Source organism: Desulfovibrio biadhensis, from assembly GCF_055388615.1.
This window is the reverse complement of sequence record NZ_AP042477.1, coordinates 1,028,369-1,042,689: the sequence shown is the minus strand read 5'-3', so window position 1 is coordinate 1,042,689 and position 14,321 is coordinate 1,028,369. Positions and strand designations below refer to the sequence as shown.

General features: G+C 56.7%; 11 protein-coding genes. All 11 read left to right on the top strand.

The features are described 5' to 3' along the window. Positions 1–11: 11 nt before the first annotated feature. The 11 genes from ACZ5EH_RS04630 (at position 12) to ACZ5EH_RS04580 (ending at position 14,319) form a co-directional block, all read left to right on the top strand. On the top strand, positions 12–3,803 hold the full coding sequence (locus ACZ5EH_RS04630; RefSeq protein ID WP_464276962.1) for an FkbM family methyltransferase: 3,792 nt from the start codon (positions 12–14) through the stop codon (positions 3,801–3,803). 39 nt (positions 3,804–3,842) lie between these two features. Beyond that, positions 3,843–4,622 (top strand): WbqC family protein, encoded by a 780-nt coding sequence (locus ACZ5EH_RS04625; RefSeq protein WP_464276961.1) that lies wholly within the window; start codon positions 3,843–3,845, stop codon positions 4,620–4,622. After that, the gene (locus ACZ5EH_RS04620) at positions 4,610–5,872 is read left to right on the top strand and encodes a radical SAM/SPASM domain-containing protein (protein WP_464276960.1); all 1,263 of its coding nucleotides are present in this window, start codon (positions 4,610–4,612) and stop codon (positions 5,870–5,872) included. The genes ACZ5EH_RS04625 and ACZ5EH_RS04620 overlap by 13 nt, the downstream gene beginning before the upstream one ends. 9 nt (positions 5,873–5,881) lie before the next feature. After that, positions 5,882–6,481, top strand: coding sequence for a formyltransferase family protein (locus tag ACZ5EH_RS04615; protein ID WP_464276959.1), 600 nt, complete (start codon positions 5,882–5,884; stop codon positions 6,479–6,481). Positions 6,482–6,496: 15 nt separating this feature from the next. After that, positions 6,497–7,567, top strand: coding sequence for a radical SAM/SPASM domain-containing protein (locus ACZ5EH_RS04610; RefSeq protein ID WP_464276958.1), 1,071 nt, complete (start codon positions 6,497–6,499; stop codon positions 7,565–7,567). Between the two features lie 55 nt (positions 7,568–7,622). After that, on the top strand, positions 7,623–8,531 hold the full coding sequence (locus ACZ5EH_RS04605) for an apurinic/apyrimidinic endonuclease family protein (RefSeq protein ID WP_464276957.1): 909 nt from the start codon (positions 7,623–7,625) through the stop codon (positions 8,529–8,531). Positions 8,532–8,536: 5 nt separating this feature from the next. Next, the gene (locus ACZ5EH_RS04600) at positions 8,537–9,265 is read left to right on the top strand and encodes an acylneuraminate cytidylyltransferase family protein (protein WP_464276956.1); all 729 of its coding nucleotides are present in this window, start codon (positions 8,537–8,539) and stop codon (positions 9,263–9,265) included. After that, on the top strand, positions 9,262–10,512 hold the full coding sequence (locus tag ACZ5EH_RS04595) for a radical SAM protein (protein WP_464276955.1): 1,251 nt from the start codon (positions 9,262–9,264) through the stop codon (positions 10,510–10,512). Before ACZ5EH_RS04600 ends, ACZ5EH_RS04595 begins: the two co-directional genes overlap by 4 nt. A 12-nt stretch (positions 10,513–10,524) precedes the next feature. Further along, positions 10,525–11,421, top strand: coding sequence for a hypothetical protein (locus ACZ5EH_RS04590; protein WP_464276954.1), 897 nt, complete (start codon positions 10,525–10,527; stop codon positions 11,419–11,421). A 170-nt stretch (positions 11,422–11,591) separates the two neighbouring features. Beyond that, the gene (locus ACZ5EH_RS04585; protein ID WP_464276953.1) at positions 11,592–13,283 is read left to right on the top strand and encodes a carbamoyltransferase C-terminal domain-containing protein; all 1,692 of its coding nucleotides are present in this window, start codon (positions 11,592–11,594) and stop codon (positions 13,281–13,283) included. Positions 13,284–13,353: 70 nt separating this feature from the next. Further along, the gene (locus ACZ5EH_RS04580) at positions 13,354–14,319 is read left to right on the top strand and encodes an N-acetylneuraminate synthase family protein (protein WP_464276952.1); all 966 of its coding nucleotides are present in this window, start codon (positions 13,354–13,356) and stop codon (positions 14,317–14,319) included. The last annotated feature ends 2 nt before the right edge of the window (positions 14,320–14,321 follow it).

Here is a 14,321-nt window from a genome sequence, read left to right as displayed (position 1 = left end):
AGGAGTGAATAATGGCGCATGAACAGACCATAGTTGTGGATGGCTCTCTGGACAGCTTGCTTGCCCGTGCACAGGAAGAACGTTTTGGTGACTGGCATGTTCGCTTCCGTGGCCTGGAAATCTATAGCAACGATCTGCTCGCTCTGCACCGCGACCTGAACCGGATTTTTGTTGACGGTATCTATGCGTTTCCCCTTATGAATCAGGCGCCGGTCATCATCGACGGCGGCGCACACATAGGGCTGTATTCCCTGTACGCAAAAAAACAGCACCCTGACGCCAAGGTCATAGCCTTTGAACCCGACGAGAATTGCCTGCCGTTGCTAATGAAGAACCTCATGGTCAACGGCTGCAAGGATGTCCAGGTGGTGCCCGCGGCTATTGCCACCCAGGAGGGGAAGCACCCCTTTTGTAGCCAGCCGGGTGGCGCAGGCGCACTGGGGCAAGCCGCGCAGGCATCCATGGTCCGTCTGGCCAGACTGGCGCCCTATCTTGAGAACGGGGTGGATGTCCTGAAGCTGCATGTGGCAGATGCTGCGTGGGATATTCTGAAGGATTGTAAAGCCTTGCTGGAGAAGGTGCGCAACGTGGCAGTGGCCAGCCACCAGATTTCAAAAGGGCGGCAGGTGCTGCACAATGTGCTGGCGCTGCTGGACGCCGCAGGCATGCAATATGACGTGCAGTCTCCACCGTCTCAGGTTGCCTGGCAGGCTGCGCCACCGGCCCTGATTGTGCGCGCAGAGCACAAGGCAGAGGCGCAAGCGCCATGGCAGGGTGTGGGCGACATCACTCGTACTACGCCCATCAGCCGCAAGTTCGGGCTGGATTTCGGCACCTCCATCTGCCGCTATTATATAGAAAAATTCCTTACGGACCGTGCTCCTTTTATCACGGGACGCGTGCTTGAAATAGCGGAAAACACCTACACTACGCGCTACGGCAGGGGTGTGACAAAAAGTGACATCCTGCACGTGCAGCCCGCTGCAAACGCCACCATCATCGGGGACTTGGCAACGGGAAGAAACATCCCGGAAAACGCCTTCGACTGCATCATTCTTACCCAGACGCTGCAATGCATATTTGACCATGAAGCCGTCCTGGCCAACTGCCACAAGGCGCTTAAGCCGGGTGGGTCGGTGTTGCTCACCACCACGGGGTTGGGGCAGATTTCCAGATACGACATGGACCGCTGGGGAGAATACTGGCGCTTCACCGACAAGTGTCTGCATGATTTGCTCGCCAAATATTTTCCGTCCGAACAGCTCCTCATGCAAACCTACGGCAACGTGGCCGCGGCAAAAGCCTATCTGGACGGCTTGCCGGCCGAAGAAATGCCCGTAGAGGTACTGGATGTCCGCGACCAGGATTACCAAGTGCTGGTGACGGCGGTGGCTACGAAGGCGAAGCGGGAGAAAGACGTTTCCCGCGACGTCGCAGGCGGGCAGGGTGCCGCGCAGCAATTGCCCCCTCGCGTGCTTATGTACCACAGGGTGGCGACAGATCCGCTGGACGCGCAGCTTTTGTGCGTGACCCCGGAAAATTTCGACGCGCAGATGCATTTTCTGGCGCAGAACAGGCGCGTAGTGCCGCTGCATCAGCTCATTGCGGAAGCAGGGCAGGGGCAATTCATCCCCGGTTCAGTGGCCGTTACCTTTGATGACGGATACGCCGACAATCTGGAAAACGCGCTGCCCGTACTGGAACGTTACGGCATTCACGCCACTGTTTTCGTCTGCACCGGCTCCCTGGGGCGCAAAGACGGATTCTGGGGCGACAGGGTGGAAAGTGTTTTCTTGGGTGGAAGCAGTCTGCCGGAGACGTTTGAATCCACGGTATTGGGTATTTCCTGGCCCACCAGAAAATACAAGGAGCGACTTACCGCCCATGATGCATTCAGGGGCGCCCTGCGCAAGGCAACGCCAGAGACTATTGAACGGGCCGTTGCCGAACTTCTGGAATGGGGCGGCGTTTCTGAAGAGCAGAGTCTGCACAGACCTGTTTTGGATACAGACGGCCTGCGCCGGTTGGCTGCCTCCGAAATGATCGAGATTGGCGCTCATGGTATAAGCCATGCGAGCTTTGCAGCAATGCCCCCGGAAGTGCAGGTGCTTGAACTCAAAGAAGGCATGCGGCGGTTGGAATCCATCCTCGGCCAAGGGGTGCGTCTGTTGGCCTACCCCTATGGCAGTGCGGACAGCTTTGGCCCAGAAACCAGGCAGCTCGCCAAACAGGCGGGCTACGAGGCCGTGGTGGCCGTAACACAGAGCGATCTCAACGCGCCGGTTGATTTGCAGGCATTTCCTCGCAGGGTGGTGCGCAACTGGAACGGTGCGGTCTTTGCCGGATGGATGGGAGAATCTTCTCCCAAGGCTCAGGAAAAGGCTGTCATCGCTGGCAGGGAAAAGCGGTTGCTGGCGGCACAGGAAAGCGCCGTCCGGCGGCGCAAGGCAGCCGATCAGGAGTCCCCGCTGCGGGTGGTGCACATCAATACCCACGATATTGCAGGGGGCGCTGCCAAATCCACTTGGCGTATGGCCGAACTGCAACGCTCCCTTGGGCACAGGGTGGATACCCTGGTACGCCACAAGTCCAGCCAAAGCCCGAATGTGCATGCGTTCGACCCCGAGCCTGATCCGCACCTGACCCCTGTCTGCAGGCAGAATGGTCTGTTGTTTTACGGGTTCCAGGGCAGCCACAGGCTGATTGATCACCATCTGATCAAGCGGGCGGACGTGGTGCACATGCAGAACCTGCACGGAGGATATTTCAATCCGTATTCCGTGGCGCTGCTTTCAAATTTTCGCCCCGTTGTGTGGACCCTGCGGGACATGCAATCCTTTACGGGACATTGCGCGCATGCTTTTGATTGTGAACGCTGGCGCACAGGGTGCGGTGAGTGTCCGGACCTGTCCATCGAACCCGCTTTGCCCGTGGATAGCACGGCTCGTCTGTGGCAGGCGAAGCAGGATATTTACACCCATTCACGGCTGGTGATCGTCTGCCCCAGCAAGTGGCTGCAGGAAAAAGTGGAACAGAGCGTTCTTGGGAATCAGCAGGTGGAATATATTTGCAACAGTGTGGATACCAGCGTGTTCCAGCCGCATGAAAAGACTGAAGCGAGACGTTTTTTCGGGCTGCCGGAGAACGCCCTCCTGGTGGGGGCGGCCGCCCATGGCGGCAATCTGGCCAATCAGTGGAAAGGAGGGCGCTACACCCTGCAGGCCTTACAGGCCCTGTGGGAGTCACACCCTGATATGTATTATGTTAATATCGGGGCTGGCGAGCCGGAGTCAGGAGACGCCCGGATCATCAATATACCACCCATAGTGGACGAGACCGCCATGGCCAGGCTCTATTCAGCTCTGGACCTGTATTTGTATACGCCTCTGGCCGACACTTGCCCCCTTGTGGTTATCGAGGCGCTATCCTGCGGCCTGCCTGTTGTTTCCTTTGCAACAGGGGGCGTTCCCGAGTTGGTGCGGCAAGGTGAAGACGGATTCGCCACGCCGATGAAAGACGTACGCGCACTTGTCAGGGCGGCCCAGGCGCTTCTCAACCAGGCGGCATTGCGACAACGTTTTTCCCGTGCCGCGCGGGAGGGCGCCTTGGCACGTTTTCGCATAGAAGACATGGTTGCGCGTTATGACGCCGTGTACCGCCAGGCCATCGTTTCTTTTTCCGCAGGAGCCGGTACGGCTGGGCAGGGATTTGATCCGGCCAGGCTGCCGACAGAGATTGCTACCCCTGTGTTTCTACAGGCCATGGAGCAGCTCTGGAACACTCCTTTGTACAAAGAAGCGTGACGGCAACATGGTCCGGTATATGCAAGTGACCCGTAGATAATGGAAAAGGAAAGAAGAACCACCATGACCATCATCACCATCCACCAGCCTGACTTTCTGCCCTGGCTCGGTTTTTTCGACCGCTGGCGGAAGAGCGACGCCTATGTGATGCTGGACGACGTCCAGTACATACGGCGCGGCTGGCAGCACCGGGACCGCATCAAAACCCAGGCGGGTGAGAGTTGGCTTACGGTGCCCGTGGTGAAAAAAGGGCGGTACGAACAGCAAATTCGGAACACTCGCATAGACAACGGGCAGGACTGGCGGACGAAGCAGCTTCGTCAAATTCATGACGCATACGGCAAGGCGCCCTTTTTCGAGCAGATTTATCAGGGCCTGCAGTCCATCTATGAGCGCGGGCACGAATTTCTTCTGGAGCTGAACCGTAATTTGCTTGAATGGTGCGCCGGTTTGCTGGGAATAGACGCCCCCATACTTCTGGCTTCGGACTACGACGTGTCTTCAACCAAGACACAACGCCTGGTGGACCTGATGCTGGCTGTGGAGGGCGACGTCTACTTCACTGGCCAGGGCTCCCGCGCTTATTTGGATGAAGACGCTTTTTCCCGGCGTGGCATTCGGGTGTTGTGGCATGACATGAAGCACCCCGTTTATCCGCAATTGCATGGCCCCTTTGTCCCGAATTTGTCCGTGCTCGATTATCTCATGATGCAAGGGGCGGGAGCATTACCGACGATGTCATCCGGCACCGATAACCAGAACGAAACTGTGGGCTCCCGTAGCGGGGAGCGGCAAGGCAATACATCATGCTGCATGTAACCATCGATCCCGTGGCCACTGAGCTGACCATCCATTTCCATCGCCCGGTACCTGCGGAGGCCGAGGCGCATCCGGCATTTGCGTCTTTTCTGGAAGGGCTGTCCCCTACGCGCGCCGCTGGCGGTTTGATAACGGCCATTGAGGTGGGCTTGGAACAATGGCTGGCCCTGATGGGAGAGCGCGTCGCCGCGAACCAGTTTCGGCATCACGACGTGCTGCTGCGCAATGCTTTTGCTGGGCAGGGGATCAAGCAGGATGAGCGGCTGCACATCGATTTCCACCAGAAGACCTTTGACACGCCCCAGCGCAACTGGCTGTTTATTTTGAATCAAGGGGCGTTCAACGAATGGGTGCTCAACCGCATCAACTGGTCATTGGCGCCGACCTATCGCCTGGTTGCGCCGTTTCCACTGCATGTGGATATAGAAACGGCCTCAACCTGCAACATGAACTGCCCCATGTGCTATCGTGATATGCTGGACGAAACCGGCCAGATGGACATGGAGTTGTTTACGAAGATTGTGGACGAATGCGAGCGCAACGGCGTGTATTCGGTGCGTCTGTCCTGGCGGGGAGAGGCGTTGACGCACCCGCGGGCCAAGGAAATGATAGCCTATGCGGCCAAGCGTATCCCCAACGTCTCCTTTCTTACCAACGCATTTTATGTGGAGCAGGATGTTGCTGACTGCCTCATTGAAAACGGCGTCAGCTACGTGGCCATCTCCTTTGACGGCATAGAAAGTATTTATGAGGCCATCCGCGCGCCGGCAAAATTTCAGGAAAACCGCGACAGGGTAAAATTTCTTAAAGATCGGCGCGAGCAGGCCGGCAAGACGCGCCCCCAAATTCGGCTGTGCACCATCTGGCCCGCCGTGCGGGAAAACCCCGAAGCGTATACGAACGCCATGGGGCCGGTGTCCGATTACATGGTTTGTAACCCATACATAAATTTCAAAGGCGAGATGAAGCTGAAGCCGGATTTCATCTGCCAATACCCCTGGCAACGTCTGGTGGTGCATTTTGACGGCAAGACGCAGACGTGCACGGGGTGGAACGCTCACGACATCATTTTAGGCAACGCAGGTGAGACGACGCTGGAGGCCATGTGGCACAGCGACCGGCTCAACGAGGTTCGCGATGTACACGCCAATGGAGAGCGCATGACGCTCAAGGCGTGTGCAGAATGTCGTCATGGCAGCGAGGGGGATGGCGAGCTGGACATCTTCAAGATCATCGACCGGAAGTATTGAGGTCAGGCAATGCGATGCGCGGTATTGGCCAACTGGGGCGTTGGGGCCCGCATGCTGGAACTCCTGCTGGAACTGACTGATGTCGCGTTTGTTGTGACGGCCAGTGACGCTGCGAGCAAAGACCCATGGCGTAATGCCGTAAAACACACGGCCCGCAACCGTGGTGTGAATGTCCTTGATGAGCGGGATTTTTCTTGGATGGCGCTGGATAGCGACATACGCGACCAGGAGGTGGAAGTCGTCTTCATGCACGCCTTCCTGCATCTGGTGCCGGAGACCTCTCTGGCAGTGCCGCCTCTGGGGTATGTCAATCTGCATGCCTCGCTGCTGCCACGGCACAAGGGGCGGGACCCTGTGCGCATGGCCCTGGCTGCGGGGGATTGCGAGAGCGGTTTGACTACACACTTGGTAACGCCCGAATTGGATGCGGGGCCTGTTGTTTACCAAGCGGCTTTCGAGCTTTCTGTCGACGAAAACGTTGCCGATGTGCTCGAAAAACAAAAACAACTGTTGCCTCTGGTGATGCGCGAAACCGTCGCCAGACTTGGCTCACCACGGTTTGAACCTACCCCGCAGCAGCAGTTGCGAGGGGGGATGCAACATCTTTAACGCACGGGAATCATCATGAGAAAGGCAGAAACAAAAGTTCAGTTTAGCTGCGAGAACCAGTTTGAATACCTGCGGAATGAGTGGCTTAGAAGCAGAGGCAAGCTCGTTTCGTATCTTATCAACCGTTACCAGTGGAAATACTATCCCAGAAAAAAGGTGCCCCAATTTCCGTTGAACATCGACATGGAAGCCAGCAGCCGATGCCAGATACTTTGCAGGCACTGCTTCCGCCAGTATACGGATATCAAGGAAAACCAGCTGATGCCGCTTGAAACCTACAAAAAAGTGGTGGCTGAATGCGGCGCTCATGGTTTGTTCACCCTGAAATTCTCCATGCGGGGAGAGCCGCTCACACACCCCGACATCGTGGAGATGGTGCGCTTTGCCAAGGATTCCGGGGTTAAAGAGGTCTGGATCAACACCAATGGCGGATTGATAACGGAAAAACTCGCCGAGGGATTGATGCGCGCCGGCGTTGACTGGATAACCATGAGCTTCGACGGTCTGGGCGAGTATTACGAGCGGGTGCGCTATCCCTTGAAGTATGAAGAGTCCCTTGAAAAGCTCAAAACCCTTCGCAGGGTGCGCGACCGGCTGAACGCAAAGACCTTGCTCAATGTGCAAAGCATTTGGTCGGCCATCAAGCATGACCCCAATGAATACATAAGCTTGATGAAGAGCATAGTGGACCGCGTGGCCTACAACCCGGACATGAATTACAAGGACCTGATCCTTACCCCTGATCCAAAATTCGTTTGCCCCCGGCTGTGGCAGCGCATGTGCGTGACCAGCAGCGGCACGTATTTGAAATGTCCTTCCGATTTTCAGATGCGCGAGCCCCTGGGCACGGTGGACGATATGACCATCAAGGAAGCCTGGGACACCATGCAGGAGCAGCACCGCCAGGCCCATTTGTCCGGCAAGCGCATGGAGAGCGAGGTTTGCGCAGAGTGCCACCACGGCGCCATAAAGCGCAAAGCCAAGGCTGGCGAGGGCAAGAGCGAGGAAGCCTACACCTATACCTACAAGAAGGAATTTGATGGTTGGGGTGTGGAAGAATGTGAAAACCAGGAGAAACACCCCTAGCCTTAGAGGCGTTTTCTGGGAACCGGCGAACAAAAAAGCCTGGGACGGATGCTATATGAGCAGACGCGTGGGAGTATCCACCAACGCCATTTTTTTCTGGCGTAACAACGAGGACAAGTGGGGTATGAACGGCACCCCCGAGGATGCCGTGCGCAAGCTCGACCTGCTTGGCGAGTATGGCGTGGCCGAACACGGGGTGGAGCTCATCCTGTTCCCTTCGCGGTTGCTGCGCTCCCAAGGTCTGCCTGCCTCTTTTGTGCGAGAGTTCGCTTCTTTGCCGCTGCGGTCGGTACACTTGGCTGAAAAGGATCCCCAGTTTCTGCTGCGCTCCAACGATATCGTGGATGAATTGCGTAACCTGGGCAGAGTGCTCGAAGCTCTCGAGGCCGAGCACGTCATTCTGCATGCGGACTGCCTGCGTTACGAGCGAGGCAGGATTCGTGATTTGCTGGCCAACCATTTGCCGCACATCAAGGTGCTGGTGGAGAACACGGACCCTGCAAGCAGATGGGGGTTCAGGCCTCAGGATCTGCTCGAGGTGTACGCCGATCTGCCGGAGATGGGGATGTGTCTGGACATTTGCCACATCAAGGATACAGGAGGCGTCAAGCTGAACGACTTCCTTTCCAAGCCTGAACTTGTTTCCCGTATCGGAGAAATACACTTCAGTTATTCGGGCAATGGTTTTCATGGTGATTTGTACGAAGCAAGAGGCTATCCCGGGTACGGGCCGTTTCATTTGCTGTGGTCCGTTGTGGACGAGCGTCCCAGCGCTGCAACGCAAAAGATTCTGGAGCAACACCCGATCATCATCGAGGGCGTTCTGCCTCAGGAAGACGCTACCATGGCCCTGTTGCACAAGGAGCGCGCCATCGCGCTGGGCAGGGTTGGGGATATTGCCCCTGAGCGTAGTGTTATTGAAAAGCCCGCCCCGCAACAGAACGCAATGGCGGGAAAAGGGTAGCTGTCATGCCCAGGGAAACTGGCAGGTGCGCTTGTGTCATAGGCGCCAGGAGAAACTCCCGGCGTTTGCCTGGCAAGAACCGCCAGCCCGTGGCTGGCGTGCCGCTTTATGAGCGGGCCCTGTCCGGCGCTCTGGATGCAGGTGTATTTGCGCCCGTGATTTTTTCAACTGACGACGAGGAAATACAGGCCGCCCTGGCGCAGCGTGAAGGCGTGTTGTTGGACCGGCGCCCTGCGCATCTGGCTGAGGCGGACGTCGGCATGTGGGATGTGCTGGCCCATGTGCTCAAGACTTACGCCGCAGAGCTTGAGGATGTGGACGCTGTCTGCTGCATCACGCCATGCCATCCGTTTCGCAGTGCAGCCCTGCTGCGCGAAGCCTGCGCCGCTTATTACGCGTCCGGCGGCACCTCACTGGTAGGCGTAACGCCGTTTCCCTGTGCTCCTGCCCTGGCGCTGCGCGTGGAGAACGGCCTGGTGCAACGCAACTGGGAAGGGCTGGCCCGTTCGGGCGACCACCCCCAGGCGTATTACCCAAACGGTTTGCTCTCCATCATTGCTCTTAAGTCCTTTAAGGACGTAGGGCACGCCTACACTGAGAAAACGGCGCCCTTTATCACTGCCTGGCCCGAAAGCCTCGACATTGACGAGCCCGAGGATCTTGAGCTGGCGAATCGCCTGGCCCCATGCGTTTTGGGTCAGGAACACTCCCGAAAACATAGAGGCCGACCATGAATTGCAGAATGACCCGCGGCATCTATCTGCGCGCCAATGGTGAAATCAATTGCTACTGCTCCACCGGGGAGCGTATTTCGCTTGCGAAACTGCCCCTGGATCGGAGAGATTGGGATTTCGTGACGGACTATTACCTGCAGGGGAAGTTCTCACATATCCGCGAAAGTTTTAGCGAAGGGCGCGTACCCTTTCCTGATCAGTGTCTGAAGTGCAATTATCTGCAACCTTTTGGCGATTTCGAGGCCGACAAGGTGGGCGCCGAAGTGGAGTGGATTCACGCAGAAAGCATGGCCGTATGCAATCTGAAGTGCCCCTTTTGCGTGCACGGCATTCCGGACAGCGAGCGCGTGTACCGGCGGCAACCGCCCCATAAATTGCCATCCTGGCTGTATTACAAGATGCTCGATGACTTGCAGGCCCATGGCATAGGTATCAAATGGATCTATTTCAGCGGCCGGGGCGAGCCCACACTGCATCCTGAAATATGGGACATGGTGGGCTACACCAAAGAGCGGTTCGATACCAATTTCCTGGTCAACACCAATGGCAATGTGGATTTTGATCCGGCCATCGTGGACTGCGGCCTGGACAAGATAAAGATCGCACTGGACAGCCTGGAGCCGGAAACCTACACGCGCTACCGCGTTGGGGGCGATGTCACACGGCTCTTGCGTCTCACCGAGCAGATCGCAGCGTATAAGCAGCGCACGGGCAGTAAAACGCCCCTGATCATCTGGCAAAAGGTGTTGTTTAACTACAACAGTTCGCCAGAGGAACTGGCTGCCTACCAAAAGACGGCCATGGAGTGTGGCGTGGACAAAATTCGCTTTGTGTACACCTACTCCAAAGACTATACCCTTTCCCGCCCTGAAGAGTTGGAGCGCATTTTTCCGGATATCGAGGTGTTGGACTGCTTTGAGCGTGACAACTCAGGTGTAGGGCACATTCTTGAAAACAGAAAAATAGCCCAGGAACAGGGGTCGATGGGTCACCTGGTCAAGGCGGCTACGGATATTTTGCATTGGTTGGAGTTCGGTCTGCAAAACAGGGACGACTACGATAGCTATGGCGCTAAAAGTCTGGATGACATGAGCCTGTACGCCATGCGCGAAGGGGAGGATTTTTCCGAGCATTTGCAACTCCTGCAGCAGACCTTTGCGGATATGGCAGCGCTGTATGGAAAGCAGGGACAGGAAACGGCGGCAGCCATTTACGCCAGATACGCAGCCGGCATAGCCACGGAATAGGCGGAGAACAGCATGTGCAGAAAAAGTCCCATCCCCCTCGAAACCCGGGTGCGGAACACCTATGTTCCGTATGATTCGCTGTATAGCCTGTGCTCGGAACCTGTGCATGTTTTCCTGCCGCCTTCCAGACACTCTTTTGGCATCATAGCGCCCAGCCTGCCGGATGAATTGCCCCTGGAATTCAGCCCGTGTGAATATTTCGGCCTTGTTCAAGATGGAGGGGCGTTCACGTACGCGCGCCCTGGCAATGGATACAAGGACTTTTACGACTGGCAGTTTGACAGTGACGGCTCTGGGGTGATGCATGTGCACCAGGCCGGTATTGACCTGCGCTGCCGTGTGCAACCGGCAGGGGAGCGCGCCCTTGCCGTGACCTACGACATTTGCAACGAAAGTGAGCAGGGTGTGGCGGGCATGTACGTAAATCCTTGCCTGCGCTACCAAAATATAACCGGCATGCGCGGTAGACACCACGAAAACGTATTCGTCCGTACGGATGATGGGATAGATTCAATTTTTGACCTGCTTGGCAAACGTACGGACGCCACCCGTGTGTTGGCGCTGCACCAGAAGACCACTGCAGAAATGGATCGGCTGCCTGCCCTGCAACCATTGTGCGACAGTCTGATGGCAAGCCGCCACATGAATCTGGTGGATGCGCCGTGCATCACCGGAAGCTCCATTGCCGCAGAGCGCCTGGATGAAAATTTTGCCCTTTGCTTTTATCTGGAGGGGCGGGTTTTTGGCTACTTTTCGCGCTCAGAGGGCGAGAAAAGCGGCTGCATGCACGTCATTCCCCTGTTGACGGAGCTGGCTCCAGGCGAAAGCCGGTGCATAGCGGGGCGAGTATGTTGGGAATCTATCTCCGCAAGAGAATTGATGGGAAAGTTGGGTTGCCAAGGATCATAGGCGTCATTGGCGGTGCACCCCTGGCCTTCATCTGTAAGTCGTTATGCAAGTCTGCATGAGCCGGACGAGACATTAGCGCATTTTCAACCTGAAGCAGGGCCCATTTGCTTCAGGGAAATGCACAAAGCACCCTTACCGTTGCCTGGGTAAGCTGCTTTCAAGAGGGAAACATGTACGTACTCGGAATACATAACGATGTGGATGCCGGCGTCTGTCTGCTTAAGGACGGCCGCCTGCTGGACGCCGTCAGCGAGGAACGTTTCAGCCGCGTAAAGCTGCACAAAGGGGTGCCGCACAAGTCCCTTGCGTATCTGCTGCGCAAGCACGGCTTGGCTCTGCGTGATATAGATACAGTGGCCTATGGCTGGCACAACCCGCAGGATTATTGCCGCATCTATGCTGACAAACTTGCGCGGCGCGTGGTGAAGGCCATGGAGCGCGACCCTGAGAGCGGTTTTGTGATCACGGATCGCATTCAGGAGGAAAACAACAGGGACGGCGCCACGCTTAGCGAATTTCAGGAGTGGACCAAGGAGCAGGGACTGCATCGTGAGCAGATATTCTATGCGGATCACCACACCTGTCATGCCTTTGCCGCGTTTGCGGCATCCCCCTTTGAAGACGCCGTCATCTTTACCATGGACGGGCGCGGGGACCTCAAATCCGCTTCGGTGAGCACCGGAAACAGATCTACCGGTGTCGAACGTCATGATTATCTGCTGACTTTCGACAGCCTGGGTTATCTTTACGGCAAAATTACTGCATATCTCGGCTTCAAACCTCACCGCCATGAAGGAAAGATCACGGGGCTGGCCGCCTATGGAGACCCGGAAAAAGCCCTGCCCATCATGCAACAGCTCATAGGTTTTGAAGACGGTGAAATCGTCGCCAACCTTGGCCGCTATAAACCCTTTTTCAGTATCAAGCCCTGGCTGGCCAAAGAGCTGGACGCATTCAGCCGCGAGGATGTCTCGGCTGCCGTGCAGCGCCATGTGGAAGACCTGGCCACTGCCTGGATAGGGCACTGGCTGCGCAAGCTCGGCAAAAAAAACGTCAATGTTTGTCTGGGGGGCGGTCTGTTCGCCAATGTCCGGTTGAACCAGAAGATCGCCGAGTTGCCAGAGGTGGACAATATTTTTGTTTTCCCCAACATGGGTGATGGCGGCCTGGTCATGGGCAGCGCGATTTATGCCGACCACTCCCTTGCAGGGCGTATGGGCGCCCCTGTGCCGACAATGTATCTTGGGCCGGAATCCGCGGAGCAGGAAATTGCGGCCAGCCTGGAGGCAATAGGCGGCGTGAACGTGGAGCGCCCTGCAGATAAACCGGCCCGGGTTGTTGATGACCTGTTGGCGGGCAAGGTTGTGGGATATTTTGATGGCAGAATGGAATTCGGCCCCCGGGCTCTTGGTGCGCGTTCGATTCTTTACCATACACGTGATCGCTCGGTGAACGAGTGGCTGAACGCTCGCATGAACCGCAGCGAATTTATGCCGTTTGCCCCTGTTTCGCCCCAGGAAAAAGCTGGGGAGGCTTATGTCGGGTGGCAGGAGAATCATGTGAGCGCACGGTTCATGACCCGAACGTATGATTGCACCGAGGATTTTTCCGCCAGGCACAAGGCTGTTGTCCATGTGGACGGGACGGCCCGCCCTCAGGTGACCAGCCTGGAGCTCAATGGAGACTATCATCGTGTGGTCAGTCAATATTGCGAGGCCACGGGAGAGCTGGCCCTTATCAACACCAGCTTCAACAGACACGAAGAACCCATCGTCTGTACGCCCGAAGACGCCCTGGGAGGATTCATGGCCGGGGTGGTCGATGTCCTTTACCTGAATGGGCACCGGGTGGAGCGGCAATAAGCATTGCATGGCCCGACACGGTTGGCGGCGACTCTCCACCATAAAACACACTGCTATTTGGAGCACCACCATGTATATTATTGCGGAAATCGGATTCAACCACGGCGGCGACTGCGCCTTGGCGAAACAGATGATCGAAGCCGCCGCAAAAGCCGGCGCCGATGCTGTCAAGTTCCAGAGCTTCAAGGCGGGGGACCTGGCTCTGCCTTCCAGCGAGCATTTCAGCCTTATAGAAAACGGTGAACTGAACGAAGCCGAGCACAGAGAGCTGGCAGAAGTAGCCAAGAAACTGGACGTTGACTTCCTTTCCACGCCGTTTTCCCTGGCCGCCGTAGACATGCTGGACGATATCGGCGTACCGGCTTTCAAGGTGGCGTCCATGGACCTGACAAACAAGCAGCTCCTGAGCCGTGTGGCTGCCACAGGAAAGCCCGTGATCATCTCCTCAGGCATGGCCACTCTAGAGGAAATCGCCGAGCACCTGGACTTTTTGCACGCAGAAGGCGCGGGCGAAATAACCCTGTTGCATTGCGTTTCCAAGTACCCGGCTCCGGCAGAAGAACTGCATTTGCAAGCTATTCCTTTTCTCAAAGAGCTTTTCGGCGTAAAGGTTGGCTACTCAGACCATTACCCAGGCGTGCTGGCCTGTGTTGCAGCAGCAGCTCTGGGTGCGGAAGTTATCGAGACGCACTTCACCTTGGACCATAGCTGGACTGGTGGCGATCACCATCACTCTGCCGATCCTGAAGAATTGGCGCTGCTTGTGCAGCAGGCCAAGGAAATTCAGGCATTTGGCGGCAGCGCCAGGGCGTTGCTGACACGGACAGACAGGCCGTTTGCCAGCGACTTCCGGCGTGGGCTTTACGCAGCCAGGGATTTGAAAGCCGGGGAAAAGCTGGGTGAGGCTGATTTTATCGCTTGCAGGCCTGTGAACGATTTCGGCCCCAGCGATATTGCCTCCCTGACTGGGCGCACCCTGAAAAAGCCTCTATCTCGTTTTGACGGGTTTACCGAAGAGGCCCTCGAACAGGAATAAGT